Source organism: Thermosynechococcus sp. B1 (assembly GCF_030322985.1).
GTDB lineage: Bacteria > Cyanobacteriota > Cyanobacteriia > Thermosynechococcales > Thermosynechococcaceae > Thermosynechococcus.
The window spans coordinates 302,210-327,559 of sequence record NZ_CP096573.1 but is presented as its reverse complement, the minus strand read 5'-3'; the positions used below and the strand labels follow the sequence as shown (position 1 = coordinate 327,559).

At 52.4% G+C, this 25,350-nt stretch carries 24 protein-coding genes; 16 read left to right on the top strand and 8 right to left on the bottom strand.

What is annotated here, in order from left to right; translation table 11 throughout:
* Nucleotides 1-298 precede the first annotated feature (298 nt).
* Both M0644_RS01585 and M0644_RS01580 read left to right on the top strand, forming a co-directional pair.
* On the top strand, nt 299-1,132 hold the full coding sequence (locus M0644_RS01585) for a fatty acid desaturase (protein ID WP_190278153.1): 834 nt from the start codon (nt 299-301) through the stop codon (nt 1,130-1,132).
* A 6-nt stretch (nt 1,133-1,138) separates the two neighbouring features.
* Entirely contained in the window at nt 1,139-2,005 is an 867-nt protein-coding gene (locus M0644_RS01580) for an SDR family oxidoreductase (protein ID WP_149817549.1), read from the top strand.
* A gap of 42 nt (nt 2,006-2,047) precedes the next feature.
* Here the strand turns inward: M0644_RS01580 and ftsZ are convergent, their stop codons facing one another.
* Together ftsZ and M0644_RS01570 are read right to left on the bottom strand one after the other, a co-directional pair.
* A complete protein-coding gene (gene ftsZ, locus M0644_RS01575; protein ID WP_149817547.1) occupies nt 2,048-3,310 on the bottom strand; it encodes a cell division protein FtsZ in 1,263 nt (420 codons plus the stop codon).
* Between the two features lie 73 nt (nt 3,311-3,383).
* Entirely contained in the window at nt 3,384-4,226 is an 843-nt protein-coding gene (locus M0644_RS01570) for a metal ABC transporter permease (RefSeq protein ID WP_286626304.1), read from the bottom strand.
* Between the two features lie 69 nt (nt 4,227-4,295).
* Between M0644_RS01570 and M0644_RS01565 the strand changes: the two genes are divergently transcribed.
* From M0644_RS01565 to M0644_RS01510, 12 genes are all read left to right on the top strand, one after another.
* Nucleotides 4,296-5,039, top strand: coding sequence for a TIGR00297 family protein (locus tag M0644_RS01565; protein ID WP_226971982.1), 744 nt, complete (start codon nt 4,296-4,298; stop codon nt 5,037-5,039).
* Between the two features lie 75 nt (nt 5,040-5,114).
* Nucleotides 5,115-5,771 carry an FkbM family methyltransferase gene (locus tag M0644_RS01560; RefSeq protein WP_286626302.1) on the top strand — a complete coding sequence of 219 codons (657 nt, stop codon included), beginning with the start codon at nt 5,115-5,117 and terminating at the stop codon, nt 5,769-5,771.
* Complete coding sequence (locus M0644_RS01555) at nt 5,741-6,820, top strand: glycosyltransferase family 10 domain-containing protein (RefSeq protein WP_286626301.1); 1,080 nt, start codon at nt 5,741-5,743, stop codon at nt 6,818-6,820. Before M0644_RS01560 ends, M0644_RS01555 begins: the two co-directional genes overlap by 31 nt.
* Nucleotides 6,820-7,701 carry an alpha-1,2-fucosyltransferase gene (locus M0644_RS01550; RefSeq protein ID WP_286626299.1) on the top strand — a complete coding sequence of 294 codons (882 nt, stop codon included), beginning with the start codon at nt 6,820-6,822 and terminating at the stop codon, nt 7,699-7,701. The genes M0644_RS01555 and M0644_RS01550 overlap by 1 nt, the downstream gene beginning before the upstream one ends.
* A gap of 19 nt (nt 7,702-7,720) precedes the next feature.
* The gene (locus M0644_RS01545; protein WP_286626298.1) at nt 7,721-8,611 is read left to right on the top strand and encodes a glycosyltransferase; all 891 of its coding nucleotides are present in this window, start codon (nt 7,721-7,723) and stop codon (nt 8,609-8,611) included.
* A gap of 34 nt (nt 8,612-8,645) precedes the next feature.
* The gene (locus M0644_RS01540; RefSeq protein WP_286626297.1) at nt 8,646-9,608 is read left to right on the top strand and encodes a glycosyltransferase family 2 protein; all 963 of its coding nucleotides are present in this window, start codon (nt 8,646-8,648) and stop codon (nt 9,606-9,608) included.
* Nucleotides 9,609-9,623: 15 nt separating this feature from the next.
* A complete protein-coding gene (dusB, locus tag M0644_RS01535; RefSeq protein ID WP_286626296.1) occupies nt 9,624-10,661 on the top strand; it encodes a tRNA dihydrouridine synthase DusB in 1,038 nt (345 codons plus the stop codon).
* A gap of 273 nt (nt 10,662-10,934) precedes the next feature.
* On the top strand, nt 10,935-13,190 hold the full coding sequence (gene pflB / locus M0644_RS01530; protein ID WP_286626295.1) for a formate C-acetyltransferase: 2,256 nt from the start codon (nt 10,935-10,937) through the stop codon (nt 13,188-13,190).
* Nucleotides 13,191-13,227: 37 nt separating this feature from the next.
* Nucleotides 13,228-14,079 (top strand): carboxylesterase, encoded by an 852-nt coding sequence (locus M0644_RS01525; RefSeq protein WP_286626294.1) that lies wholly within the window; start codon nt 13,228-13,230, stop codon nt 14,077-14,079.
* A 24-nt stretch (nt 14,080-14,103) separates the two neighbouring features.
* A complete protein-coding gene (locus M0644_RS01520) occupies nt 14,104-14,325 on the top strand; it encodes a sulfurtransferase TusA family protein (protein WP_286626292.1) in 222 nt (73 codons plus the stop codon).
* The gene (rsgA, locus tag M0644_RS01515) at nt 14,322-15,368 is read left to right on the top strand and encodes a small ribosomal subunit biogenesis GTPase RsgA (protein ID WP_286626291.1); all 1,047 of its coding nucleotides are present in this window, start codon (nt 14,322-14,324) and stop codon (nt 15,366-15,368) included. The genes M0644_RS01520 and rsgA overlap by 4 nt, the downstream gene beginning before the upstream one ends.
* On the top strand, nt 15,368-16,546 hold the full coding sequence (locus M0644_RS01510) for a glycosyltransferase (protein ID WP_286626290.1): 1,179 nt from the start codon (nt 15,368-15,370) through the stop codon (nt 16,544-16,546). Before rsgA ends, M0644_RS01510 begins: the two co-directional genes overlap by 1 nt.
* Here M0644_RS01510 and M0644_RS01505 read toward each other — a convergent pair.
* Nucleotides 16,528-17,580 (bottom strand): TrkA-related ion transporter, encoded by a 1,053-nt coding sequence (locus M0644_RS01505; protein WP_286626289.1) that lies wholly within the window; start codon nt 17,578-17,580, stop codon nt 16,528-16,530. The genes M0644_RS01510 and M0644_RS01505 overlap by 19 nt on opposite strands.
* Before the next feature lie 306 nt (nt 17,581-17,886).
* Here M0644_RS01505 and M0644_RS01500 point away from each other — a divergent pair, with 306 nt between their 5' ends.
* Entirely contained in the window at nt 17,887-19,227 is a 1,341-nt protein-coding gene (locus M0644_RS01500; protein ID WP_286626288.1) for a hemolysin family protein, read from the top strand.
* On the opposite strand, the gene M0644_RS01495 is transcribed toward M0644_RS01500, so the two are convergent.
* The 4 genes from M0644_RS01495 to ureA form a co-directional block, all read right to left on the bottom strand.
* Complete coding sequence (locus M0644_RS01495; RefSeq protein WP_286626287.1) at nt 19,224-21,464, bottom strand: DUF3488 and DUF4129 domain-containing transglutaminase family protein; 2,241 nt, start codon at nt 21,462-21,464, stop codon at nt 19,224-19,226. The genes M0644_RS01500 and M0644_RS01495 overlap by 4 nt on opposite strands.
* A gap of 221 nt (nt 21,465-21,685) precedes the next feature.
* Nucleotides 21,686-21,961, bottom strand: coding sequence for a MoaD/ThiS family protein (locus M0644_RS01490; RefSeq protein ID WP_149817514.1), 276 nt, complete (start codon nt 21,959-21,961; stop codon nt 21,686-21,688).
* A gap of 50 nt (nt 21,962-22,011) precedes the next feature.
* A complete protein-coding gene (thrC, locus tag M0644_RS01485; RefSeq protein ID WP_286626285.1) occupies nt 22,012-23,310 on the bottom strand; it encodes a threonine synthase in 1,299 nt (432 codons plus the stop codon).
* A gap of 173 nt (nt 23,311-23,483) precedes the next feature.
* On the bottom strand, nt 23,484-23,786 hold the full coding sequence (gene ureA, locus M0644_RS01480) for an urease subunit gamma (RefSeq protein ID WP_149817510.1): 303 nt from the start codon (nt 23,784-23,786) through the stop codon (nt 23,484-23,486).
* A 69-nt stretch (nt 23,787-23,855) separates the two neighbouring features.
* On the opposite strand from ureA, the gene M0644_RS01475 reads away from it, so the two are divergent.
* Nucleotides 23,856-24,413 carry a 5-formyltetrahydrofolate cyclo-ligase gene (locus M0644_RS01475; RefSeq protein WP_286626284.1) on the top strand — a complete coding sequence of 186 codons (558 nt, stop codon included), beginning with the start codon at nt 23,856-23,858 and terminating at the stop codon, nt 24,411-24,413.
* Here the strand turns inward: M0644_RS01475 and M0644_RS01470 are convergent.
* Nucleotides 24,410-25,309: a CoB--CoM heterodisulfide reductase iron-sulfur subunit B family protein gene (locus tag M0644_RS01470; RefSeq protein ID WP_149817506.1), complete on the bottom strand. Its 900-nt coding sequence runs from the start codon at nt 25,307-25,309 to the stop codon at nt 24,410-24,412. The genes M0644_RS01475 and M0644_RS01470 overlap by 4 nt on opposite strands.
* Between the last annotated feature and the right edge of the window lie 41 nt (nt 25,310-25,350).

Sequence of the window (25,350 nt, the reverse complement as noted above, 5' to 3'; positions counted from 1 at the left end):
TTACCCTCTATCCTAGGGATTAATCTGAGAAAATGCAACATTTCGTTACAAAACCACAGAAAGTGAAATAATCAGCCTGCTATTTGGTATGATGCCTGCTATTTTCGGGGACACTCTCCCCAGAGACTTCCCCCACCAGAGGGAATTTATAGGGGGGATTGCCGAATCATTGGTCTTGGGAAAAACACCCTAAGTAAAGATACTCAACCGTAGCTCGTTATACTAAAGTCTGATGGGTGTTGTTCAAGCTCAGCCTAGAGAGAACAGCAGCCGAATCAGTTGTTTTACGGATGTGTTCATGACCCAAGCCACCGTTGCCAAACCCCCCATTGCCTGGCCTACGGCGACCTTTATTATTTTTGTGCACCTCGGTGCTCTTCTTGCGTTTTTACCCGGCATGTTTAGTTGGAAGGCAGTCCTGCTGGCGCTTGCACTTCACTGGTTGACTGCTGGCATTGGTATTACCCTTGGTTGGCACCGCCTCGTTACCCATCGCAGCTTCCAAGTGCCCAAGTGGTTAGAGTATTTCTTGGTCTTTTGCGGCACACTCTCAATGCAAGGGGGGCCGATTTGGTGGGTTGGGCTGCACCGCCATCACCATCTGTACTCCGATCAACCCAATGATCACCACGATTCCCGTAAGGGCTTTTGGTGGAGCCATATTGAATGGATGTTTCGTGAGGTGCCAGCGGAGGCAGAGATTCCCCGTTTCACCAAAGATATTGCGGATGATCCGGTGTATCAGTTTCTTGACAAGTCCTTTCTACCAATTCAGGTGGTCTTGGCCATTGTTCTTTACCTCTGGGGCGGTTGGCCGTTTGTGGTTTGGGGAATTTTTGTGCGCCTTGTAACGGTCTATCACACCACTTGGCTGGTGAATAGTGCCACCCATGCCTTTGGCTATCGCACGTTTGAAACCACGGATCACTCAACGAATTGCTGGTGGGTCGCCCTGTTAACCTTTGGCGAGGGTTGGCATAACAATCACCATGCTTATCAATACTCGGCACGCCATGGGTTGCAGTGGTGGGAACTGGATCTGACGTGGCTCACCATTCGCTTCTTGCAATTGCTGGGTTTGGCTACGAAGGTGCGTTTGGTAGAAGCACCAGCAGCCTCTTCCCAAGACTAGAGCGCAATGCGGGTTCTCATTCTCGGTTGCGGTTATACGGGAACGTGGTTGGCGCGATCGCTCCAAGCCCAAGGCATTGATGTGGTCATTACCAACCGTCGGGGAGAGCCGCCGCCAGAACTCAGCACTGTTCCCTGTTTTCCCTTTACATGGGAGCAGCAGGGGGAGCCAGTCCCCTTAGCACCAGCCGCCCTTGAGGGGGTAACCCACATCCTCAATAGTATTCCTCCTGATCGCCAAGGGGAGGATGCGGTTGCGCTGGCACTGTTGCCGCAGTTAGAGAAACTGAATCTGCACTGGTTTGGCTACCTTTCGACAACGGGGGTCTATGGCGATCGCCAAGGGGGCTGGGTAGATGAAACCACACCCGTCAATCCCCAAAATTTGCGTTCACAACACCGCGTCAGCATTGAGCAAACCTTTCTCAACTCCAATCTGCCCACCCATATCTTTCGACTCCCCGGCATCTATGGCCCCGGAGAAGGACGCAATCCCATTGCTCGTATTCTCAAGGGGGATGTGCAACTCATTGATAAACCGGGACACTACTTCTGCCGTATTCATGTGGTGGATATTGTCCAAACCCTTGAGCGATCGCTGGCACAACCCACGCCGCAGGAAATCTATAACCTCAGTGATGATCAACCCTCAGAGTCGCTCCCTGTTCTACTCGAGGCCTATCGTCTTTTGGGTCGCCCAGCCCCACCAGCCATCCCTTTAGAGGCAGCCAATCTGAGTCCAATGGCCCAGTCCTTTTGGCGCGAATCCCGCCGAGTCCGCAATGACAAAATCAAGCGGGTTTTAGGCGTTCAGCTCCGCTATCCTTCCTACCGCGAGGGGTTACTAGCGATCGCCCGCGAATTAGGTCTTTGAGACGGCCTGCCATCCCCTGTTAGAAATAGGCACCTTTAATACCTAAGGATTCGGTCGCCGTCGCTGGAGAAACTCAGGAATGTCTAACTTCGGCTTGGCTTCAACCTCTGGTTGTGGTGCGGGGGCTTCCGGGGGAGGCGATGCCATCGTTAGGGGGCGGTTCGTTAGGGGTGTCGTTTTGGTTGTGGCACGAGTGCGGCTAATGGGTTCACCACTAAAGCCAGTGGCAATAACGGTGACTTGAACTTCCCCTTGCATTTGGGGATCAATCACCGCACCGAAAATGATATTGGCGTTAGCATCGGCCACATTGTAGATCACCTCGGCAGCGGCATTGACCTCATGGAGGGTGAGATCTGTGCCCCCCGTAATATTGAAGACAACGCCCTTGGCACCCTCAATCGACCCCTCCAGTAGGGGCGAAGAAATTGCACTGACGGCAGCTTCCGTAGCTCGTGACTTGCCAGAGGCAATACCAATACCCATCATGGCAGAACCGGCATCAGCCATCACCGAACGAATATCGGCGAAATCAACGTTAATCAGCCCCGGCAGGTTAATAATGTCGGAAATCCCCTGAACCCCTTGGCGCAGGACATCATCGGCCACTCGAAACGCATCCTGAACCGATGTTTGCTCCGAAATCACTGAGAGAATCTTGTCATTCGGGATCACGATGAGAGTGTCAACACGACTTTGTAGGGCTTCGATTCCTTCATCCGCTTGGCTAGCGCGACGGCGACCCTCAAAGGTAAAGGGGCGGGTTACCACTGCAACAGTTAGGGCGCCCTGTTCCTTGGCTACTTCAGCCACAATTGGGGCAGCGCCAGTGCCGGTACCGCCACCCATGCCGCAGGTAATGAAAATCAAATCGGCATCCTTGAGTGCCGCAGCAAGGTCTTCGCGGGATTCTTCAGCCGCTTTTTGACCAATGGCGGGGTTGCCACCGGCGCCGAGACCACGGGTGAGTTTCTGGCCAATTTGCAGGCAGCGGTGAGCCTGGGATTGGGCGATCGCCTGCGCATCAGTATTGACGCACCAAAATTCAACACCCGCCACATTACTGGCAATCATGCGGTTGACTGCGTTGCCACCGCCCCCACCGACACCAATCACTTTGATGCGCGCTGCTGAAGTTTCCACCAAGCTGTCATAACTCCTTAACACATCGGTTGGTGCGCCATGGCCATTGTCGCCAGATGCAATGCCTACCTCTCCCGAAACAAAGGAGGCGGGGACTTCAGAGGGAACAGGTTCCGTAGGCCACTGTTGATCTGACTCCATAACGCAACTGTCTTCACCCATGATAAATATGGGGCAACTATATCATGAACTCTAGCAAAGGCATCGGCAACACCCCACAAAATAATCCTTAAACCTAACTCAGGGGAGAGCGGGCTTTGGCCAACAGACCGTGCTTGGGGGCAAAAATCATCGCCAGCAAAAAAATCACTGTTTGCAGAACAACAATACAACCCCCCGTTGACGCATCGAGATAGTAACTGATGTAGGTTCCCAATAAACTGCCAAGGCCACCCACTGCCAAGGCAATGAGTACCATGATGCCAAAGCGATCGCTCAGCAAATAGGCCGTTGCCCCCGGTGTAATTAGCATCGCCACGACGAGAATAATGCCCACGGTTTGCAGGGCAGCGACAGTGGTGAGGGATAGCAACGCCAGCAGGAGATAGTACAGCAGCGTTGTATTTAGGCCAATGGTGCGGGCATGGGTCGGGTCAAAGCAAAAGAGGATCAAATCCCGATGCAATAGGGCGATCGTGATCAGTGTCATGAGGCTCACAATCACTGTTTGCCAGAGGTCGCGATCGCTAATCCCCAAGACATTTCCAAAGAGGATATGCATCAGGTCAACACTGCTGGCAGTCTTCGAGAGCAGCACCAACCCCAAGGCAAAAAAGCCCGTAAACACCAAGCCAATGACCGTATCCTCCTTCACCCGTGTCTGCCGTTGAATAAAGCCAATGAGGGTCACGGCCATCAAACCAAAAACAAAGGCACCTAAGGCAAAGGGCAGCCCCAGCCAATAGGCCAAGATCACACCGGGTAGCACTGCATGGGACACCGCATCCCCCATCAAGGCCCAGCCCTTTAGGGTTAAAAAACAGGACAATACCGCACAAACGCAGCCCACAAGGGTGCTCACCCCTAGTGCCTTGACCATAAATGTGTGTTGCAGCGGCTCTAGTAGCCAAGTGCTCATCCTCTGTCCTCTATCTTGAAAAGTATGATTATGATAAGGTGCTGCCAGTACAGTCGGAGTGCAGTTCTTGTGGATGGCAGTCTTTTACTGAACCCTTGGTGGATAGGTATTTTGCTCAACACCTTCCTTGGAGCGATCGCCCTCCTTGCGCGGCAGAAGTTACTGACCGCGGCGGGACTTTTCCATGCGTGGCTCCTCGGCGTACTGATTTGGGGCACCTTAGGCTGGCAGGGCTATCTGATTGTCATGGTTTATTTCCTTGTCGGTTCAGCCGTCACCCGCATCGGCATGGCCGAAAAAGAGGCCGCAGGCATTGCTGAAAAACGCTCCGGGGCGCGCGGGCCAGAGAATGTCTGGGGATCAGCCTTTACAGGCACCCTCTGTGCACTCCTTGCTCTCCTGCTGCCCCAATGGCGGGAGTTATTTTTGGTGGGGTTTGTGGCCAGTTTTAGCACCAAGCTCTCAGATACCTGTGCCAGTGAAGTGGGCAAAGCCTATGGCCAGCGCACCTTTCTCATCACCACATTACAACCGGTGCCCCGCGGGACAGAGGGAGCGGTGAGTTTAGAGGGAACACTGGCCGGTCTAATTGGTGCCACCGTGATTGCTGTGCTAGGCTGGAGTGTGGACTTGATGGGGGCGATCGCCATCCCCATTTGTATTCTTGCTGCTTTCCTAGCCAACCTTGTGGAGAGTCTGGTGGGAGCTACCCTTCAGGAACGCTACACTTGGCTGAGTAATGAAATCGTTAACGGCATCAACACAACGGTGGGAGCTTTCGTGGCAATGGTAGCCGTTTTTATCGCTTCGTAAGCGTTGTAAGCGGGCTGTTAGTGACCTAGGGATTTACCTCATTTGATTTATTGACATTTATCAAATTTTTCAGGTATGAACAAAGTTTTAGACTGGCTTGACTCATTGCTAATTCAAAACTCATTTCAAAGAGAGGTTCGTCGCTGGTTTCGAGATAAAGGCGATAGCACCTTGCGGCTTGATTATCCACTTGATGCAGAGAGCATTGTCCTAGATGTGGGGGGATATAAAGGAGACTTTACTGCTCTCATTCATGAGAAATTCAATTGTCGAGTATTTGTTTTTGAACCGGTTTCAGTCTTCTATCATATTTGTAAGAAACGGTTTGCTGGTAATGCAAAGATTATTGTCCTGAATTATGGACTGTCCAACGTCGATGAAATTTCCCAAATTCACATAGCTGAGGACTCGTCAAGTTTTTATAAAAGAAATTCAAAAACATCAGAGGAAATAGCTCAACTACGAAACTGTGCTACTGTTTTCAAGGAGCTTGGTATCGAAAAAGTAGATTTGATGAAAATTAACATTGAAGGAGGAGAGTATAATTTAGTGAAAAAGCTCATCGATTCTGATTTAATAGAAAAGATAAAATATCTTCAGATTCAGTTTCATAATTTTGTTGAGAACTCAGAACAAAAGCGTCAGAATTTGCGCTTTAAGTTAACAAGAACTCATATTGAAATGTGGAATTATGAATTTGTTTGGGAAAGCTGGCGCCTAAAGAGCATTTGAGTTTTAACCTAGAAAATCATGCAATGACAAAGCAAGGATTAACTGGTCTTTTTGTCTATCCTGATATTCCCACAACCGTATTTTTTGATCCGAATGGATCTCCAGACGGGCTAACACAGCCTTGGGTCGCCCTGCGGGAGGGGTTTCGTGCTCAAGGCGTTGAACTTGTCGGCCTCGATCAATGCTGTAATGCCCCCGATTTTGAACTCCATCTTAATGTTCAAGCTCCCCGCTCTAAGTCTCCAAAATTTGTAATTCTCACTGAACATCCCTTGATCTATCCAGCCAATGGGCAGCGGTTCTTATTGCGTCGCTATCAAAGTGTGTTTACTTGGAACCCTGACCTAGCTATCAAGCAGGCCCAGCAAATTCAACTGCCTCACCCCTTCAAGGTAACAGGTGGTGTAGATGGCTATGGGCAACGTCCTCAGTTGGTTGTTTTAATCAACAGTAATAAGGCTTTGGCTTGGTGGGCTCCGTATCAAGATCTCTACCGCGAGCGGGTCAGAGCTATTCGCTGGTTTGAACGTCATGCACCACAGGACTTTGCCCTTTATGGTCACGGTTGGAATCATTCAGCCCGACAGCCCGTGGTGGGAGAGATCATTCACGCCTTAGAAAAAAGGTGGATTCACAGACCATTGCCCCCGTTTCCGTCTTGGCGGGGCATTGCGCCCACAAAGAGTGAAGTGTTACGACAGTCCCGCTTCTCAATTGTCTATGAGAACGCGATTTTTCGTGGTTACATCACAGAGAAAATTTTTGATGCCTTTTGCGCCGGGAACGTGCCGATCTACTGGGGGGCACCAGACATTACCGACTACATTCCTAAGGCTTGTTTTATTGACCGTAGAGAGTTTTCTTCCTACGACTCTTTGTACGATTTTCTCAAGACGATGCCAGAAGAGATCTATAAAGGCTACCAGCAAGCGATTTGGAATTTTCTGCACTCTCCTCAAGCACAGCGGTTTTCTATTGCTCACTTTGTGCAGACCATCGTTCACGGCATTTTGGATCAAGTCAACGCTAGTCATAAACACTCGGAATAATGATCTTTGTCAATCTTATCGGTGGCCTTGGCAATCAGATGTTCCAGTATGCTTTAGGAAGGGCTTTGTCTATGACTAGGGGAGTGCCCTTGCGCTTGGATATTTCGGATTTTGAAAGCTACCAGCTTCATCAAGGGTTTGAACTACATCGTGTATTTTGCTGTGAGGCTCCGATTGCTTCTCTTGAGGATTTGAAGTCTGTTTTGGGGTGGTGGGGGGTGCCAACAATCAGAAGAGCGATCGCCAACCTGCAACTTTCAGCGCTATGTAAGGGGCGACTGATTCTTGAACCTCACTATCACTATTGGGAACAAATTCACTCTATCCCCAGCACTGCCTACCTTCAGGGTTACTGGCAATCAGAAAAATACTTTAGCGAAATTGCTGACGTTCTACGGGAAGATTTCAAGTTTAGGCAACCCTTGTCAGAAATAAATGCTCAATGGGCAGATAAAATTACCCAGTGTCATTCAATTAGTCTCCATATTCGTCGTGGAGACTATGTTTCAAATCCTATGACCCATAAAGTTCATGGCGTCTGTCAGCTTGACTATTACTATCGAGCCATTGAATATATCACGTCACTTATAGATGATCCTGTATTCTTTGTTTTTTCAGACGAAGCTGAATGGGCAAAATCAAACTTGAAAACTTCTTATCCAATTTTTTATGTAGAAAACAATACTGCTCAAGAGAGCTATAATGATATGCGCCTCATGAGTCTATGTCGTCATCATATTATTGCCAACAGTACGTTTAGTTGGTGGGGAGCTTGGCTAAATAATAGCCCTGAAAAAATTGTAATTGCTCCTCAAAAATGGTTCGCTACCTCTGATAAAGATGATTCGGATTTAATTCCAAAGACTTGGATTAGAATTTGAGATGATTTAGTTATTGTTAATGATGAATATACACAACAGTCCGACTATTTCAGTTATTTTACCAGTTTTTAATTCTGGCCAATATATTGAATTAGCTATAAATTCTATTCTTAATCAATCCTTTAATGATTTTGAACTCATTGTTATTGATGATGGTTCTTCGGATAACTCCTTTGAAATTTTATCAGATTATGCAAAACTTGATGCTCGTATTCATTTAATTCGTCGGGATAATCAAGGTTTGATTTATACACTAAATCAAGCAACTGAACTTGCTAAGGGTCAGTATATCGCTAGAATGGATGCAGATGATTTGGCTTTACCTAACAGGTTAGAAAGTCAACTTGAATTTCTAGAAAAAAATAAATTACATCTTTGTGGCTCATCTGTTCAGCTCATTGGGGCAGCGACTGGCTGCTGGCGCTACCCTTCTTCCCATGAAGGCTGTGAAACTGAATTATTATTTGGTGTCCCTTTTGCCCATCCCTCTGTGATCGGTCGCTCCGCAGTATTTAAAGAACTGAGGTACTCCTCTGAGTGGTCACTGGTGGAAGATTATGATCTATGGCAGCGGGCATGGGCGGCAGGGTTTAAGATGGGGAATGTGCCAGAGGTGCTTCTGCAGTACCGAGTGCATCGGAAGCAAACCTCAAGCCTTTATCGCCGGCAGCAAGCTCAAAATAGTCAACGGATTCGTTCGCGCCACTGGCAACAACTGCTGACGGCAAAGCTAGGGATTTTACCAACTGAGGCTCAAGAAGCAGAGAAAGACCCTTGGAAAACGTTCCAACTCCTGCGGCAGTTAAAGCAATGTTATAAAGGAACAGAAGCAGAAAAAATTCTTCACCATGCGTTCCTGCGCCTTTATTCCCATCGTCTCCATAGTTGGGTTTTAGATAGAACAAGCTAGTTGAGTAGCTCAAGACTACATTTCTGGAGTGATCATGTTTTTTAGTGTCGTAATTCCTACCTATAATCGCTTGCCCATTCTAGAAAAGTGTCTTCGCGCGATCGCCCATCAAACGTGGAATCCAGACTTAGGCATTGAGGGCTATGAGGTCATTATTGTTGACGATGGCTCAACAGACAACACCATTGAGTGGCTTGAGGCACATCGTGAAGCGTTTCCCTGTGTCCGCTGGCTTCAACAGGAACATCTTGGCCCTGCGGCTGCCCGTAACTTGGGGCTTCAGGTGGCTCAGGGGGACTGGATTATTTTTATCGATAGTGATTTGGTAGTGACGGAAACGTTTTTAGAAGCCCATGGGAAGTGCTTAACCCAAGAAAAAGAACGTCTTGGCATTGAGGATATTACTCAGGTTCCTGCTTTTTCCTATGGCCGTGTGATTAATACCTGTAACTTTGAAGACCCCACCTCAGAACCCTACAAAATCATTGATTTTTCAGCCGCCTATTTTGCAACGGGGAATGTGGCGATCGCCCGCCATTGGTTGGAAAAAGCAGGCCTCTTTGATACCCAGTTTCAGCTCTACGGCTGGGAAGATTTAGAACTAGGGGTGCGCCTCAAGAAATTGGGTTTGCGATTACTGAAGTGCCCCGAAGCCGTTGGCTACCACTGGCATCCCCCCTTTTCCCTCAGTCAAGTGCCCACCCTGATTCAGAAAGAGATTGAAAGGGGACGAATGGGGGTCTTGTTCTATAAAAAGCATCCCATTTGGGAAGTGAAGCTCATGATTCAAATGACGCCCTTTCACTATTTCCTTTGGGCCATCCTATCCCTCGGCGGCATTCTCAATGAAAAAACACTGGCGCCCCTGTTGCAATGGCTGATTAACATCGGTCGCCCTCAAGATGCCTTGGAAGTGGCTCGCATCTTTTTGAACTGGTATAATGTGCGGGCAGTCTATTCAGCCTATCAAGAGCAAACACCGCAGCAGCAGCATTGAGCTTTCGTGGGAGCTATGTCAACCCTGTCTCCAGAGCTAAAAGCCCGTTTGGCAACGCCATTGCAGATTGGCTCTGTTACGGTCAATAGTCGGGTCTTGCAGTCCCCGTTGGCCGGGGTAACTGATTTGGTGTTTCGGCGATTGGTGCGCCGTTATGCCCCCGACTCAATGATGTACACGGAGATGGTCAGTGCTTCGGGGTTGCACTATCTGAAAACATTGCCCCGGATCATGGAAGTGGATGCCAATGAGCACCCCATTAGTATTCAGCTTTTTGACTGTCGCCCTGATTTTCTAGCAGAAGCAGCGATAAAGGCAGTGGCTGAAGGGGCGGATACGGTAGATATCAATATGGGCTGCCCCGTGAATAAAATTACGAAGAATGGCGGTGGTTCTTCGCTGCTGCGGGATGTGCAAACGGCAGCAACAATTGTGCGGACGGTCTCCAAGGCGGTGCCTGTGCCGGTTACGGTCAAAACCCGCATTGGTTGGAGCGATCAGGAGATTAATATCCTTGACTTTGCCAAGGCGATGGAAGATGCTGGCGCGGCAATGATTACGGTTCATGGGCGGACCCGTGCCCAAGGCTTTAATGGCCCAGCCCGCTGGGAGTGGATTGCGCGGGTGAAGGAGCGCGTCAGTATTCCCGTGATTGCCAATGGCGATATTTTCTCGGTGGAAGCGGCAGTGCGCTGCTTGGAGCAAACCGGCGCAGATGGTGTGATGTGCTCGCGGGGAACGATGGGTTATCCCTTCTTGGTGGGGGAAATTGATCACTTTTTGAAAACCGGGGAATTGCGGCCTGCGCCAACGGTGGTTGAACGTCTGCACTGTGCGCGGGATCATCTCATTGCCCTCTGGGAATACAAGGGGGAACGGGGGATTTGCCAAGCGCGTAAACATTTGACGTGGTACGCTAAGGGCTTTGCTGATGCCGCAGAACTGCGCAGTGAATTGTGTCGCATTGAAACCCTAGAGGCTGGTTTAGCCCTGCTGGATGTAGCAATTGAGCGGTTGCAAAATGCCCAAGAAATGAGGGCGATCGCGGCCTAAAGCAATGAACAGAATGCTTTACTTTTTGCAAAAATCAGCCCCTAGATTATAGGGAGTATAATGAAAGTGTAGGCGTGAGCAGGCCGAAAAAGAGTGATGAGGCTTGGCCTACAAAAAGTTCATTTGCATTTCTCGTTTGATCGCAATCGCTTAATCTCTTGCGTATTTTCTAGCATTTGCAGTTAGCAGGTTCTTGCTGGTTTGAAGGGGCGATCGCTATTGGTGAAGGGCGATCGCGAGAAATTGCTGTACACTTGATGAGGAACATTGATTATGAACTGTACACGCTACACAGAATTGCCCGAAGCGGCATGGCGAGAATTTACGGGTGGTGATTGGGTCGATCGCATTGATGTGCGCGACTTTATTCAACGCAACTATACCCCCTACGCTGGGGATGCCTCCTTCCTCACAGGCGCTAGCGATCGCACCCAACAACTATGGGCAAAAGTGCGCGATCTGATGGCACTAGAGCGCGAAAAAGGCGTCCTTGATGCCGATACCAGTATCCCCTCTTCGATTACAGCCCACGCACCGGGCTACATTGATCGCGAGTTAGAGCAAATCGTTGGCCTGCAAACCGATCAGCCCCTGAAACGGGCGATTATGCCCTTTGGTGGCATTCGCGTTGTTGAAACCTCCCTCAAGGCCTACGGCTACGAATTGGATCCGCGCACGAAGGAAATCTTCACCAAATATCGCAAAACCCATAACGATGGCGTCTTTGATGCCTACACCCCCGAAATGCGCCGCTGTCGTAAATCGGGGATCATTACGGGACTGCCGGATGCCTATGGCCGCGGTCGGATTATTGGTGACTATCGCCGCGTGGCTCTCTATGGGGTAGATCGCTTGATTGCCGACAAACAGGCACAGCAGGCTTCCCTAGAACTGGATGTCATGGACGACGAAACCATCCGCCTACGGGAAGAACTCTCAGAGCAAATCAAAGCCCTCAATGAACTCAAGGAAATGGCCGCCAGCTATGGCTTTGATATTTCGCGGCCAGCGGCCAATGGCAAAGAGGCGATTCAGTGGCTTTATTTTGGCTACCTTGCGGCTGTCAAAGAACAAAACGGCGCCGCCATGTCCCTTGGGCGGGTCTCCACCTTCCTCGACATTTACTTTGAACGGGATTTGCGCCACGGCACAGCCACAGAAGCTGAAATCCAAGAATGGATTGACCACTTTGTGATGAAACTGCGGATGGTGCGCTTCCTGCGGACGCCGGAATACAATGAACTCTTCTCTGGCGATCCCACATGGGTCACGGAATCCATTGGTGGCATGGGTCTTGATGGTCGCCCATTGGTGACGAAAACCAGCTTCCGTATTCTGAATACGCTCTATACCCTTGGGCCTGCCCCCGAACCCAACTTGACGGTGCTGTGGTCGGAAAACTTGCCAGAGGCCTTCAAACGCTTCTGCGCCCAAGTTTCCATTGACACCAGTTCGATCCAATACGAAAACGATGACTTGATGCGTCCCTACTGGGGCGATGACTACGCGATCGCCTGCTGTGTCTCGGCGATGCGGGTCGGCAAACAAATGCAATTCTTTGGGGCACGGGTGAATTTAGCCAAAGCCCTGCTCTACGCAATCAATGGCGGTCGGGATGAAGTCTCTGGCCAGCAAGTGGCACCGATGTTTGCGCCGATTACGGGCGACACCCTGAAGTGGGAAGAAGTCCTACCCCGTTTTGAGCAGATGATGGCTTGGTTGGCGAAGGTGTATGTCAATACCCTCAACGTCATCCACTACATGCACGATAAGTACTGCTACGAGCGGCTGGAGATGGCGCTCCACGATCGCGATGTCTTTCGCACCATGGCCTGTGGTGTGGCGGGTCTATCGGTGGTGGCGGATGCCCTCTCGGCCATTAAGTACGCCGAGGTGAAAGTGATCCGCAATGCCGAGGGCTTAGCGGTGGACTACGAGATTAAGGGTGATTTTCCGAAGTACGGCAACAACGACGATCGCGTGGATAGTCTCGCGGTGTGGGTCGTGGAAACCTTCATGAATGAAATCCGCAAACACAAAACCTACCGCAATGCCGTGCCTACGCAGTCAATCCTGACGATTACCTCCAACGTCGTCTATGGCAAGAAAACCGGCAATACTCCCGATGGCCGCAAAGCCGGTGAACCCTTTGCACCGGGCGCTAACCCCATGCACGGTCGCGATACGAAAGGGGCGATCGCCTCACTGGCATCCGTGGCCAAGTTGCCCTATGTCCATGCCCAAGATGGCATCTCCAACACGTTCTCCATCGTGCCCAGTGCCCTTGGCAAGACACGGGAGGATCAAATCAGCAACTTGGTGAATCTGCTGGATGGCTACATCCACGACCAAGGCTTCCACATCAACGTCAACGTGCTTAACCGCGAAATGTTGTTGGATGCCATGGATCACCCTGAACTGTACCCCCAACTCACCATCCGGGTGTCGGGCTATGCGGTGAACTTTATCAAACTCACCCGCGAACAACAGTTGGATGTGATTAACCGCACCTTCCATGAACGCTTTTAGGCTCATCTTTAGGCTCTTTAAGCGAACTGCCGCCTAGATGAACGTCGCGTCCTCTACCTCGGTTGCTCTAGCGATCGGGGTAGATTTTTTCTATGTTGGTAACGTGTGGCATGCAACTGCATTGATTCATCTCGTCAATCGTCCCTTTTTCCACAGACACCCTGAGGGCGATCGCGCCTGCTTGTTACTCCATGGCTTGGGGGGTGGGGTTTATGAACTGCAACTTTTGGGAGAGGTTCTCTACAAAGCAGGCTGGACGGTTCAGGGCATCCTCTATCCGGGGCACGATCGCCCCACTCCCCAAATGCCCGCCTCGACATGGCCGCAGTGGTATGAGGCTGTCGTCAGTGCCTTTCAGGCCTTGCGAGAGAGCTACTCAACGGTTGCGGTGATCGGCTTTTCCACAGGGGGGACGCTAGCCCTGCATCTTGCCCGTCACTATGCCGTTGATGCCCTAGTGCTCCTTGCTCCCTTTTTGCGTATCTATCGGCCTTGGTTTTTGCCCTTGGCTCCAGAAACTTTGGTGCTATCCATTGGTCAGTGGATTCCTTGGGTGCCTCGGCGCAGCCTACCAATCCGCGATCGCCCCCTACGCCAAGCAGCAGAAGCCGCCTGCTTTTTCAAAAGTTTCAACCTGCAAGCGGTGCGCAGTGCCCTCGACCTGATTGCCCAAGTGGAGCGGAAACTGCCAACCATCACAGCTGAAACCCTGATTCTGCAAAGCCTTGCTGACACGGTCGTTGACCCCCAAGGGGCGCAGAGGATTTATGAACAGCTGGGCAGTGCCCACAAGGAATTGCACTGGCTCAAGGATTCGGATCACTTGCTTCCCCTAGATGTGGAGCGAGAACAGGTATTCGCCAAGGTGGTCGCCTTTTTGGGAAGATAGTTGCAGTTGGTTACTTGCCCTGCCATGGAAACATTGGATCTACGGGGAACGCCCTGTCCTTTGAACTTTGTGCGCACAAAACTGCGACTGCAACAGTTGCCCCCCCAGCAGCCCCTTGAGGTCTGGTTGGATGCAGGAGAACCCATTGAGCAGGTGCCCGATAGTTTGCGCATAGCGGGCTACGATGTCCTTGGGATTGAGCCACGGCAGGACTATTTTGCCCTTCAGGTGCAGCGTCCGGCATGAGTGATCTGGTGGGCTTGGTGCGGGCTGTTCAGGCCAATTACTACCGTGTCCGCCTGCAAGAAGCCGCCAATGGCATTGAGGAGTTACTGTGTGTACGCCGCGCCCGCCTCAAGAAGATGGGGCAACAGGTGTGTGTGGGGGATTGGGTGGTGGTGAGCCATCCCGACTGGCAAGGACACCGCGGAGCGATCGCTGAGATTTTGCCCCGCCGCAATCAATTGTCACGCCCAGCGATCGCCAATGTCGATCAAGTGTTGCTCCTTTTTGCCTTGGCTGACCCTCCTGCTGATGTCCATCAAATTAGCCGCTTTCTCTTGACCGCCGAGGGATTGAATGTCGAGATTCAGGTGGTTTTCACCAAAGCGGATTTAGTTTCTGCGCAAGAGCAACAGCAGTGGCGCGATCGCCTGCATCAATGGGGCTATCACTGCCATGTCCTCAGTCTCACCCAAGGAAGCGACTGGCAACATCTGCATCCCCACCTCGCCGATAAGATTACAGTTGTCTGTGGCCCGTCGGGGGTAGGCAAAAGTAGCTTGATCCGCCATCTGACACCTCGGGAAGATATTCGCGTCGGTGCGGTCTCGGATCACTGGCACCGGGGGCGGCACACCACTCGCCATGTGGAACTCTTTCCCCTGCCAGCGGGGGGCTGGATTGCCGATACACCGGGCTTTAATCAACCCGAACTGCCCCAAGACCCCCAGCAATTGGCGGCGGCTTTTCCGGAGATTCGCCAACGGCTGAGCAAGGATCGGTGTCTCTTTGATAACTGTCGCCACGATCAGGAACCGGGCTGCTGTGTACGCGGTGATTGGGAGCGCTACCCCCTCTACATTGAGTATTTGCATGAGCTAGAAACAATGGCCAGTTCAGAGCCATCCTTAGGGAAGGCACCCCCAGTGAAGGCCAAGAGTGACCGCCAAGGGCAGCAGCGCCTTGAACCCCTCTTGGATCCGAAAAAATATCGCCGTCGATCGCGACGGCAGCAACATCAGCACCTCAATCCTATGGCTGAAGAAGTCCTCGATAGTGAACTGTGATGACCATATCCCCTGTGTTAACCCTCATCCTGTTGAGTGTAACGGTTCTTTCCCTTGTGATCTGGCTGGTTTTGCTGCTGTTTTGGGGACAGTTTTGGCGCCCGGATCAGCGGCTACAGGGGGGAGACCTCAGGGCTTGGCCAAGGGTGGTGGTTGTCATTCCAGCTCGCAATGAGGCGGCGGTGATTGGCACCAGTGTGCGATCGCTCCTCGAACAGGACTACGAGGGAACCCTACATCTGATCTTGGTGGACGATCAAAGTGACGATGGCACAGGGGACATTGCTCGCCAAGCGGCTTTGGAACTGGGCAAGGGCGATCGCCTGACGGTCATCGAGGGCGCACCGCTTCCTTCCGGCTGGTCCGGTAAGCTCTGGGCACTGTCCCAAGGCATTGAGGCCGCCCGTGCGTTTGATCCCGATTACTTGCTGCTTACAGATGCCGATATTGCCCACGATCGCCAAAATTTGCGGCAATTGGTCGCCCACGCCCGTCAGCAAAATTGTGCCCTTGTCTCGCTGATGGTGAAACTGCGCTGCCAAAGTATTTGGGAAAAATTGCTGATTCCCGCCTTTGTCTTTTTCTTTGCCAAGCTCTATCCCTTCCCTTGGGTCAACGATCCACAGCGATCAACGGCGGCTGCAGCGGGGGGCTGTATTCTGATTGATCCTGTGGCGCTGGACAAGATTGGTGGCATTGCCTGTATTCGCCATGCCCTGATTGATGATTGTTCCTTAGCTGCCGCTGTCAAACAAGCCGGCTACCGCATTTGGTTGGGGCTGACACCGACCACCGTGAGTCTGCGTGCCTACAATACGCTCGGCAGTATTTGGCAGATGGTGGCTCGCACCGCCTATACGCAGTTGTCCTATTCACCGCTCTTGCTGGTGGGAACCGTGATTGGCATGACACTGGTGTATTTGTGGGCGCCCCTTGCCCTTGCTATCGGTCTGATCGGTCAGTCGCTGCCCTTAGCCGTCATGGCGGGACTCACTTGGGGGAGCATGGCGATCGCCTACGGGCCAACGGTGCGTTTCTATGGCCTCAATGGCGCTTGGGCGCTGACACTGCCGCTGATTGCCTTCCTCTATACGCTGATGACACTGGATTCGGCGCGGCGCCACTGGCAAGGTCGGGGTGGTGCTTGGAAAGGACGGGTTTATCCCCGCAAGTCATAGATGGGGCGATAGGCCATGACAATCAGCGTGTCAGTGGGGTCAAGGCTCTGAAAGTCTGTGGGACGAGGGTTGAGCAACACCTGTTGATTTTGGCGGCGAATCCCGATCAGGAGCAGCGGGTTCTCTGGATGGCGGCTACTGTACTCACTCATCCAGGCACTGAGGGCAGCAAAGGAGAGGCCATAGAGGGTGGTGGGATAGTACCCCGGCTCAATAAAGTAGAACTCATTGGTGTGATCAGAATAGGTCAGGAGTTGGCGATAGACCTCGGACATTTGACGAAAGAGGGCACTTTGGGCCAGAATCCCAGAACTATAGTCCTGACTCAAAATCACTTCATCCACCCCTGCTTCCTTAAGGTGGCGCTGGCGATCGCTATTCACCAATTCGGCCACCACATGAATATCCTGCTCTTGGCCAGGGGTTTTCTCTAGGTGCTTTACCGCAAGGGCAATGAGGGCATTTTTTTCATCGGGAGCTTCCATGTCGGCATCCGCAAGCAGAATAATGGCTTTGGCTTGGGGGGCATTGAGGCGCTCTAGGGTGCCATGGTGGGTAGGATCCCCTTGTACTACAAAGACATCCGGGCGCCCTTGGAATTCAGGATCCAGTGCAATCGGTTCAGCACATAAAAGCACAATGTCGCGGGGATGGTAGGCGTTGGCGGCAATCAATTGGCGGAGCACAAGGGGCGCCTTGGCATTCCAGTTGCAGATAATAATGTGATTGCTAAAGGGTTTCATGGGTAGGGTTTGGCTAAGAGCTTGGGTGACAAAGTAGGCGGAAAACTTGCCAATCAGGGCACCAAAGGCAAAGGTGCCAAAGAGCAGTAGCAGCAGCTGCAGGACTTGCCCCAGCAGGGTGCGCGGGCGATCGGGATACTCCCCCACCAAGGTAATCACTGCATTACTGAGGGTCTCCCAAGTGCGGCTCGGCGACTGGAGTGCCTCTTCGCTCCAGAGGAAAGCCACAATTAACAGCACCAGAATCGCGATCGCCCCTAGGGTAAGGAAGCGTTGAAGTCGCTCGTGCATTGGTTGGCGAGGGAAACATCACGTCTATTCTAAGATTCCGCCCCCTTGTAGAGTCTCCCAGATTCCAGTATCCTGACTGCTATACAACCCTTTTCCCTAAGGATGGAACCCCCTCGAAACAGCCAAAACTGCTTAATGACCCAATCACATCCCCTCAACAGGTCGATATCACTGGCAGAGGGGCGATTTATTCAGCATGATAGAAACAACATCGGCAGTAAAGGAGCAGTCTCTTGAATAAGCCTGACGACCCACAATGCCGACTCAGACTGTATATCTGGGGTTCCCCCTAGAAGAATAGCTGCAATGTCTGCCGCTGCCTTAGAAATTTTACTTGTGCTGCTGCTCATTATCGCCAATGGCATTTTTGCTGGTGCTGAAATCGCAGTGGTCTCTGCACGCAAAGTCCGCCTCGAGCAACTGGCAAAACGGGGTCAACGCAAGGCGAAGGCAGCCCTAAAACTCGCCAACTCCCCGAATAATTTTCTCTCGGCTGTACAAATTGGGATTACCCTGATTGGGATTCTCAGTGGTGCCGTGGGCGGTGTCACCCTTGCCCAGCGGTTACAGGCTGTCCTCAGTCCCGTGCCATGGTTGGGTCAATACAGCCAGCCTTTGAGTATTGCCCTTGTGGTGACGGGGATTACATACCTTTCCTTGGTGATTGGCGAACTGGTGCCCAAGCGCATTGCCATGACGTACCCCGAGGCGATCGCCTGCAACATTGCCAAACCCATGACATGGCTGACGAAATTAGCGGCTCCGATTGTGCATTTACTCAGCGTCTCCACAGATACCATTCTGCAAGTATTGGGCATTGCCACCATTGCCGACCAAACGGTTACAGAGGATGAAATCAAAGTCCTGATTGAGCAGGGGGCACAGGCGGGTCTCTTTGAGGTGGCGGAGCAGGACATGGTGGCGCGGATTTTCAACTTGGGCGATCGCCCGATTCAGTCGATCATGACCCCCCGCACCGATATTGTGTGGCTGGATATTGAATCTTCCCTTGAAGAAATGGAGGCGGAAATCCTAGCCAGTTCCCATTCGCGGTTTCCCGTGGCTGAAGAAACCATTGATCACTGCTTGGGAATTATTTCAGCCAAGGACTTTTTGGCCGCTCGTCTCACCCAGCAAGAGATTGACCTGCGCCAGCTTTTGCAACCAGCGCTCTTTGTTCCCGAAGGCCTACCGGCACTTGATGTCCTTGAACTCTTTCGCCAATCGAGTCAACACATTGCCCTGATTACTGATGAATACGGGGGCATCGAAGGGCTGGTGACGCTCAATGATCTCACGGAGGCGATTATTGGCACACTGCGCCACGACGAGGGGGAAGAACCGCAAATTATTCAGCGGGAGGATGGCTCTTGGCTATTGGATGGACTGCTCTCCACCTATGAACTCAAGGAATTGCTGCGGCGGGAAAGTTTACCTGAGGAGGACACGGCCAACTACCACACCCTTGGCGGGCTAATCATTACGCTATTTGGGCGTATTCCCCAGTCGGGAGATTACATTGAAACCGATGGCCTGCGCTTTGAAGTGGTGGATATGGATGGCAACCGCGTGGATAAGGTGCTGGTGACCGAACTAGTGAGCGATGATGCCCTCGCCGATGACAGCAACCCCAAGGACAAGGATTAACGACGGCGCAGATCCGCTACCGTGCGTTGCAGCGATCGCCAGCGTTGTTGTCGCAGTTGATTCAGGGCGCGTTTCAGGGGTGGCAAGGGGGGCTGATCACCACCATAGCGCCAAGCCCCATAGGCCTGCGTCAGGGTTTCAATGGCTCGCTGACTGACGGCATCAAGACGGCCAGCGGTTTGCAGCGATCGCGCGTATTCCCACGGCGTTTGATTGGGTCGCTTCGGTAATCCCTGCTGGGCGAGACCATCGAGCATTTGTACATAGAGGCGGGCGATCGGCGGCAGTTTTTGCAGGCGTTGACGATATCGCCACGTCTGGAGAGCGTACCACAAACCCCAGACCACAATGACGCCACCAAAGAGCATCAAAATCCCTTGGACAATCCCCCCCAGCCCTTGGCTAAACAGATCAAAGAATTTTTGCAAAGCAGTTTCGAGGGTAGCAAAGATAATGCCAAAAAATCCCGTCACCGGGGTCGGCAACCATCCCGTGACCCACTGCCAAAACTGCTGGAGGACGCTAAAGGTCTGATCTACCTCTAGGGTGGCTGGATAGAGATCGTGCCCCGGAATTGGATCAAAGAGAAACCAGCCCAAATTGGGAAAGTAGGCTTCCGTCAGGGCATAGGCATCGGTATTGCGAACCACATACAAGCCCGTGAAGGGGTTAAATTCCCCCGTTCCTAAACCGGTGACCAAGCGGCTGGGAATGCCAATACTGCGCAGTAGCAGTGTCAACGCCGTGGAAAAGTGATCGGGATAGCCGCCGCGCCACTCAAACAGAAAGGCTGCGACCAAGTCTTGATCTTTGCCTAGTTCGGGAATGTCGGTTTTCAGGGCATAGGATTGCTTCAGGGCTTGGGTGAGGTAGAGAGCTTGCTCGTAGGGTTCGGGAATCGAGCGATCGGCCTTGGCAAGGAGGTCTTTGGCCAGTGCTTGCAGGCGTGGTTTCAGGTCAGGGGGCACTTCAAGGTAGGACTGATAGCCTACGGTGTGATTTAATTTTGGCGCTCTGCGCAACAGAGAGCGATCGCGCACGGGCACTTGGGAAATCACAGAATAGGTCAGCCCTTCGGGCAAGGGCACTGGCGCACGCAGGCCACCATCGGGGTCACGGGCAATTTCACGGGTGGGAAAATAGAGTTCGCGGGGTTCGTAGAGATGGGGAATCAGGTTACTAAACTCAGAGACAATGGTATAGGTCTGAATCACTTCCCGCGTCGGCATTTGGGAGAGTTGTTGTGGCAGCAGATAGCGAAAACTCCAAGGGGAACGCCGCAGCACTTCTGCCTCATCGTTGCGACTAATGCGCCAACCCCGCCCCGTATATTTGTCAAAGGCAAGGACGCGCCAAAAGCCGGGGGCTTGCGATCGCACCCGCATTAACTCCCTAGGCGTCATGCTCCCGCCAAAGGTCTGATCAATCTCGGAGCCAAAGCCATAGTAAAAGTTCGGGTCAAAGGTTTGATTGGCCAGTTCCTCGCCGACACCGCCACCACCACGGCCACTGACATAGCCCGGATTGATCACCCGGGTTTGGTCAAACTCCCCTGCCACTTGAATTTCAGCACTGACAGGCAAGGTGCGAATCTGATAGCCAGGGAAGCGCGGCAGCAGCACAAAGACCACCATCCCCAAGCCAAGAATCAGGGCAAAGAGGCCGACCCATTGCCGCCAAGGCAAGGCCAAGGCTTTCAGGGTGGTGGAGAGTAAGCCAAGGCGCGAGCGGTAGTCAAGGACGAGTACAGGTAGGGCGATCGCCAGAAAGATCACAAGAAACAGCCCAAAGGTCATGGTTTGACTGAGGGTGGCCGCCACACTAATTAAAATCAGGGCAATCACCATCGAGTAGCCCAAATCTTTGCGGCGGGGCAAGTCAAAGCTATGGAGCACTTGCAGTTGAATCAAGAGTTCCGTCAGCAGAATCCGTGAATCTTGGTTGAGGGTGGCCAATCGCCCCAAAAAAATCGCCAATGCCGTCAACATCCCAATGGCGATCGCCAGCTTTGCCACCACATTTTTTTGTCGCCGTGCCCACCAACTCCAACTAAAGCCGGCAATGGAGAGGGGAACCGCCCAGAGACTATTGGCAGTATCCGCCGCCACATCGGTTGCCACCAAGCCAACAATCACCATGCCCAAGACCCCTAGGCGCAGCAGCAGGGAATCCTCAACATCTTTGGCGGGAGCCAACATTGGAGAATTGGCAATGGGCTGTAACCAAGACTGAAACATCGGACAGCAGCGGCAAACAGTGCCCTGATCCTAACAAATCTCTTCCCAAGAAGCGGTGGATACCTTGGCGGCGATCGCGTCCTCTATCAGCGGCTTGCAGCATGGCTTAAAAATCAGCCCCTGACGGCGCAAATTTACACCGAAGAGGAACTCAGATCGCTTCCTTCCCCCAGAGCTAAAATCAGCGTTCAATCATCTCAACAGGAGCAAATTCCTCTTGCTTAGCCGCCAGCGATCGCGGGAATGATGCTGACTTCGTCGCCATCCTTGAGGGGCGTTTCAATGCCATTGAGGAAGCGAATATCCTCATTGTTGACGTAGAAATTGACGAATCGCCGCAGTTGGCCACTTTCATCACAGAGGCGCCCTTTAATGCCGGGGCAGTCCTGCTCTAGCTTTTCCAGAAGCTCGGCGATCGATTGGGCTTGGCACTCCACCGTTGCTTGATCGCGGGTGAGCTTTTGCAAGGGAGTGGGAATCAAAACAGTAACAGCCATAGACCTCTACAAACCATCCATAAATTTCAACACAGCGTCGGGAAAACCGACTAGACCAATACCGGTTGCCAATCCAACCGTTCGAGGGTGCGCGATCGCTCCAAGGCGCGCTCAAAGCTAGCCAACTTGGGTTCGATCGTCAGGGGTTGACCAATGTCGTTTTGCACCGCCTCTTGGGTTTTCAGGCCATTGCCCGTGATATAGACCACCGTCACCTCCTCAGGGTCAATTTTGCCCGATTCCACCAATTTTTTGAGAACGGCAATTGTGGTACCGCCAGCGGTTTCCGTGAAAATACCTTCCGTTTCCGCCAGCAGCTTAATGCCTGCCACAATTTCTTCATCGGTGGCCGCAGCGATCGCCCCATTGGTTTTGCGGGCAATCTCTAGGGCATAGACCCCATCGGCGGGGTTACCAATGGCAATGGACTTAGCAATGGTGTTGGGCTTCACGGGTGCCACAAAATCCCGCCCCTCGGCATAGGCTTGAGCAATGGGGGAGCAGCCCATCGCTTGGGCACCACTACAGCGCACGGGTTTATCCGCCACCAGACCCACTTCCACAAATTCGCGGAAGCCCTTGTAAATTTTCGTGAACAAAGAGCCAGAAGCCAAGGGAGCCACAATGTGGTCAGGAAGCTGCCAGCCCAACTGTTCAATCACCTCATAACCGAGCGTCTTTGACCCTTCCGAATAGTAGGGGCGCAAATTGATATTGACAAACCCCCACCCGTGGGTATTCGCCACTTCCGAACACAGGCGATTCACTTGGTCGTAGTTGCCCTCAACGGCCATCACCGTTGGCCCATAGATGAGCGTCCCCAAGACCTTACCCGCTTCCAAATCCGCTGGAATAAACACACAGCAATCTAGCCCCGCATGAGCTGCGATCGCTGCCGTTGAATTCGCCAAATTGCCGGTACTGGCACAGGAGACTGTCGTAAAACCCAATTCCCGCGCCCGCGTCAACGCCACCGATACTACCCGATCCTTGAAGCTCAGGGTGGGCATATTCACAGCATCGTTTTTGATGTACAGATGCTTGAGTCCGAGCCGCCGAGCCAGCCGCTGGGCTTTGACGAGGGGAGTCATCCCTGTGCCCACATCAATGGGGTTGGCCGATGTCACAGGCAAAAAGGGACGGTAACGCCAAATGGACTTTGGCCCCGCCTCAATCGTGCTGCGCGTTACGGCTGCCGCCAATTGGCTCAGATTGTACTTCACCTCTAGGGGGCCAAAACAGTATTCGCAGACATGAATGGCTTGGGGTTCGTACTCTGCGCCACACTCTTTGCATTTGAGGTGGGTAAAGTAGGCGGTGGCGGTGGTGGAGCTAAGGGTTGCGGTCATGGGTGTCAGACTGCCTCAGACAAGTTGTTGACCATCCTAGCAGGGGGCGATCGCCCTGTCAAACATATCCGACTATTTTTATCGGGATTTGAATGACTGCAAAATTCTTTCCGCACCCCTTGGGAATGCGTTGCTAGTCATTGGTTGGCGCTAACTTGAAGCGTTTTCAGACGTCAGCGAATGGGGGTATGCCCTGTCACCAGCTTCGTGCTATCGGGAAATGTTGCTTCGACTTGTACTTCTGTGAGCATTTCTGGCACCCCCTCCATGACATCGTCACGGCTGAGCAGTGTTGTGCCATAGTTCATCAAATCAGCAACTGTGCGCCCCTCCCGCGCCCCTTCCAAAATGGCAGCAGAAATATAGGCCACTGCTTCGGGATAATTGAGCTTGAGACCCCGTGCTTTACGACGTTCGGCCACAAGAGCGGCGGTAAAAATCAGGCGCTTGTCTTTTTCTTGGGGGGACAGTTGCATCGTTCCTCAGGCTAAACACTCACTTTGGCCTCTATCTCTTAACTTGTGGCTTTGGTGCCCAGAAAATCAATGAGCGATAAAGTCAAACTGCGACAACACTATCTTGAATGGCGGCAGCACTTGAGCGATCGCGAGTGGCAAGATCGCAGTCAGCGCATTTGTCAGCACTTGCTTGATCATCCCCAGTTTCAACAGGCAACCACAGTGTTGACCTATGTGCCCCATCGCCGCGAACCCGACTTGCGCTTCCTCTGGTCACTCCCGAAACAGTGGGGCTTGCCCCGTGTCGTGGGTCAGGATTTGCGGTGGCATTGTTTTAATGGCAACCAAGACACTCTCCAGCAAGGACGCTATGGCCTTTGGCAACCGCCCCCCGAAGCGCCCCCGATTGATCCAGCGTGTGTTGATCTCTGCCTAGTGCCTGCTGTTGCCTGCGATCGCCAAGGGTACCGTCTCGGCTATGGCGCCGGTTTTTTTGATCGCCTCTTTGCCCACCCCGATTGGCAGCACGTGTGTCGCTGGGGAATTGTCTTTGAGTCAGCCCTTCTAGCAGAATTGCCCCGTGATCCGTGGGATCAGCCACTGCAAGCTATCTGCACTGAATCAGGCCTCTTGGAAATCAGCTAAAGCCCTAGTTTTGCCAACACCGGTTGCGTTGAAACCACATGTTTTCTCAAACCCAGTTCCTCAGGACGCAGGCCAAGGGCTAGACCCACCAGTTGCGGCAAATGGAGAATCGGCAAATTGAAGGCAACTCCCACCTGCTGGGCAATTTCTGGTTGGCGAGCATCCAGATTCAAATGACAGAGGGGACAGGGGGTGACAATGCAATCCGCGCCATGGGCGATCGCGCTCTGGAGTCGTTGTGCTGCCATGGCAAAACTGGCCGCCGTCGCATAGCTGGAAATGGGCCAACCACAGCACTGAGTGCGTCCCTCATACTCGATGGGGGTAGCCCCAACTGCCTCAAAGACCTGTTCCATTGAGGTGGGACGAATCGGGTGATCAAAGGGCAGCCTCTCTTGGGCGCGCAGGAGATAGCAGCCATAAAAGGCCGCACAGCGGAGTCCCTTGAGGGGACGACGGACGCGATCGCGCAACTCGTCAATGCCCACATCGCCGACAATCGCCCAGAGTAAATGCTTCACTTCTGTGGTGCCTTGGTAAGGAGCGCAGCCCTGTTGCGTCAACACTTGGTTAATTTCTGCCACGTACGCCGGGCGATCGCGCTGAAAAGTTTTCAAGCGTTCATCCACATGGCCAATCACCCCCTGACAGGTGCTGCAATGGGTCAACAGGGGCAAAGCCAACTGTTCGGCAAGGGCAATGTTGCGGGCATTGACGGTATCTTCTAGCAGCCACGAATTTTCCTTAAACGTGCCTGAGCCACAACAACTGGCTTCCTGCAGTTCCACAAGGTCGATATTCAACAGGGGGGCGATCGCCCGCGTTGAGAGGTCTAATTCCCGACAGGCGCCTTGAGCCACACAACCAGGATAGTAGGCATAGCGTAAAGCAGACATACAACTTGAAACGCCTAAAATCTGCTCCTAGTCTAGCCAAT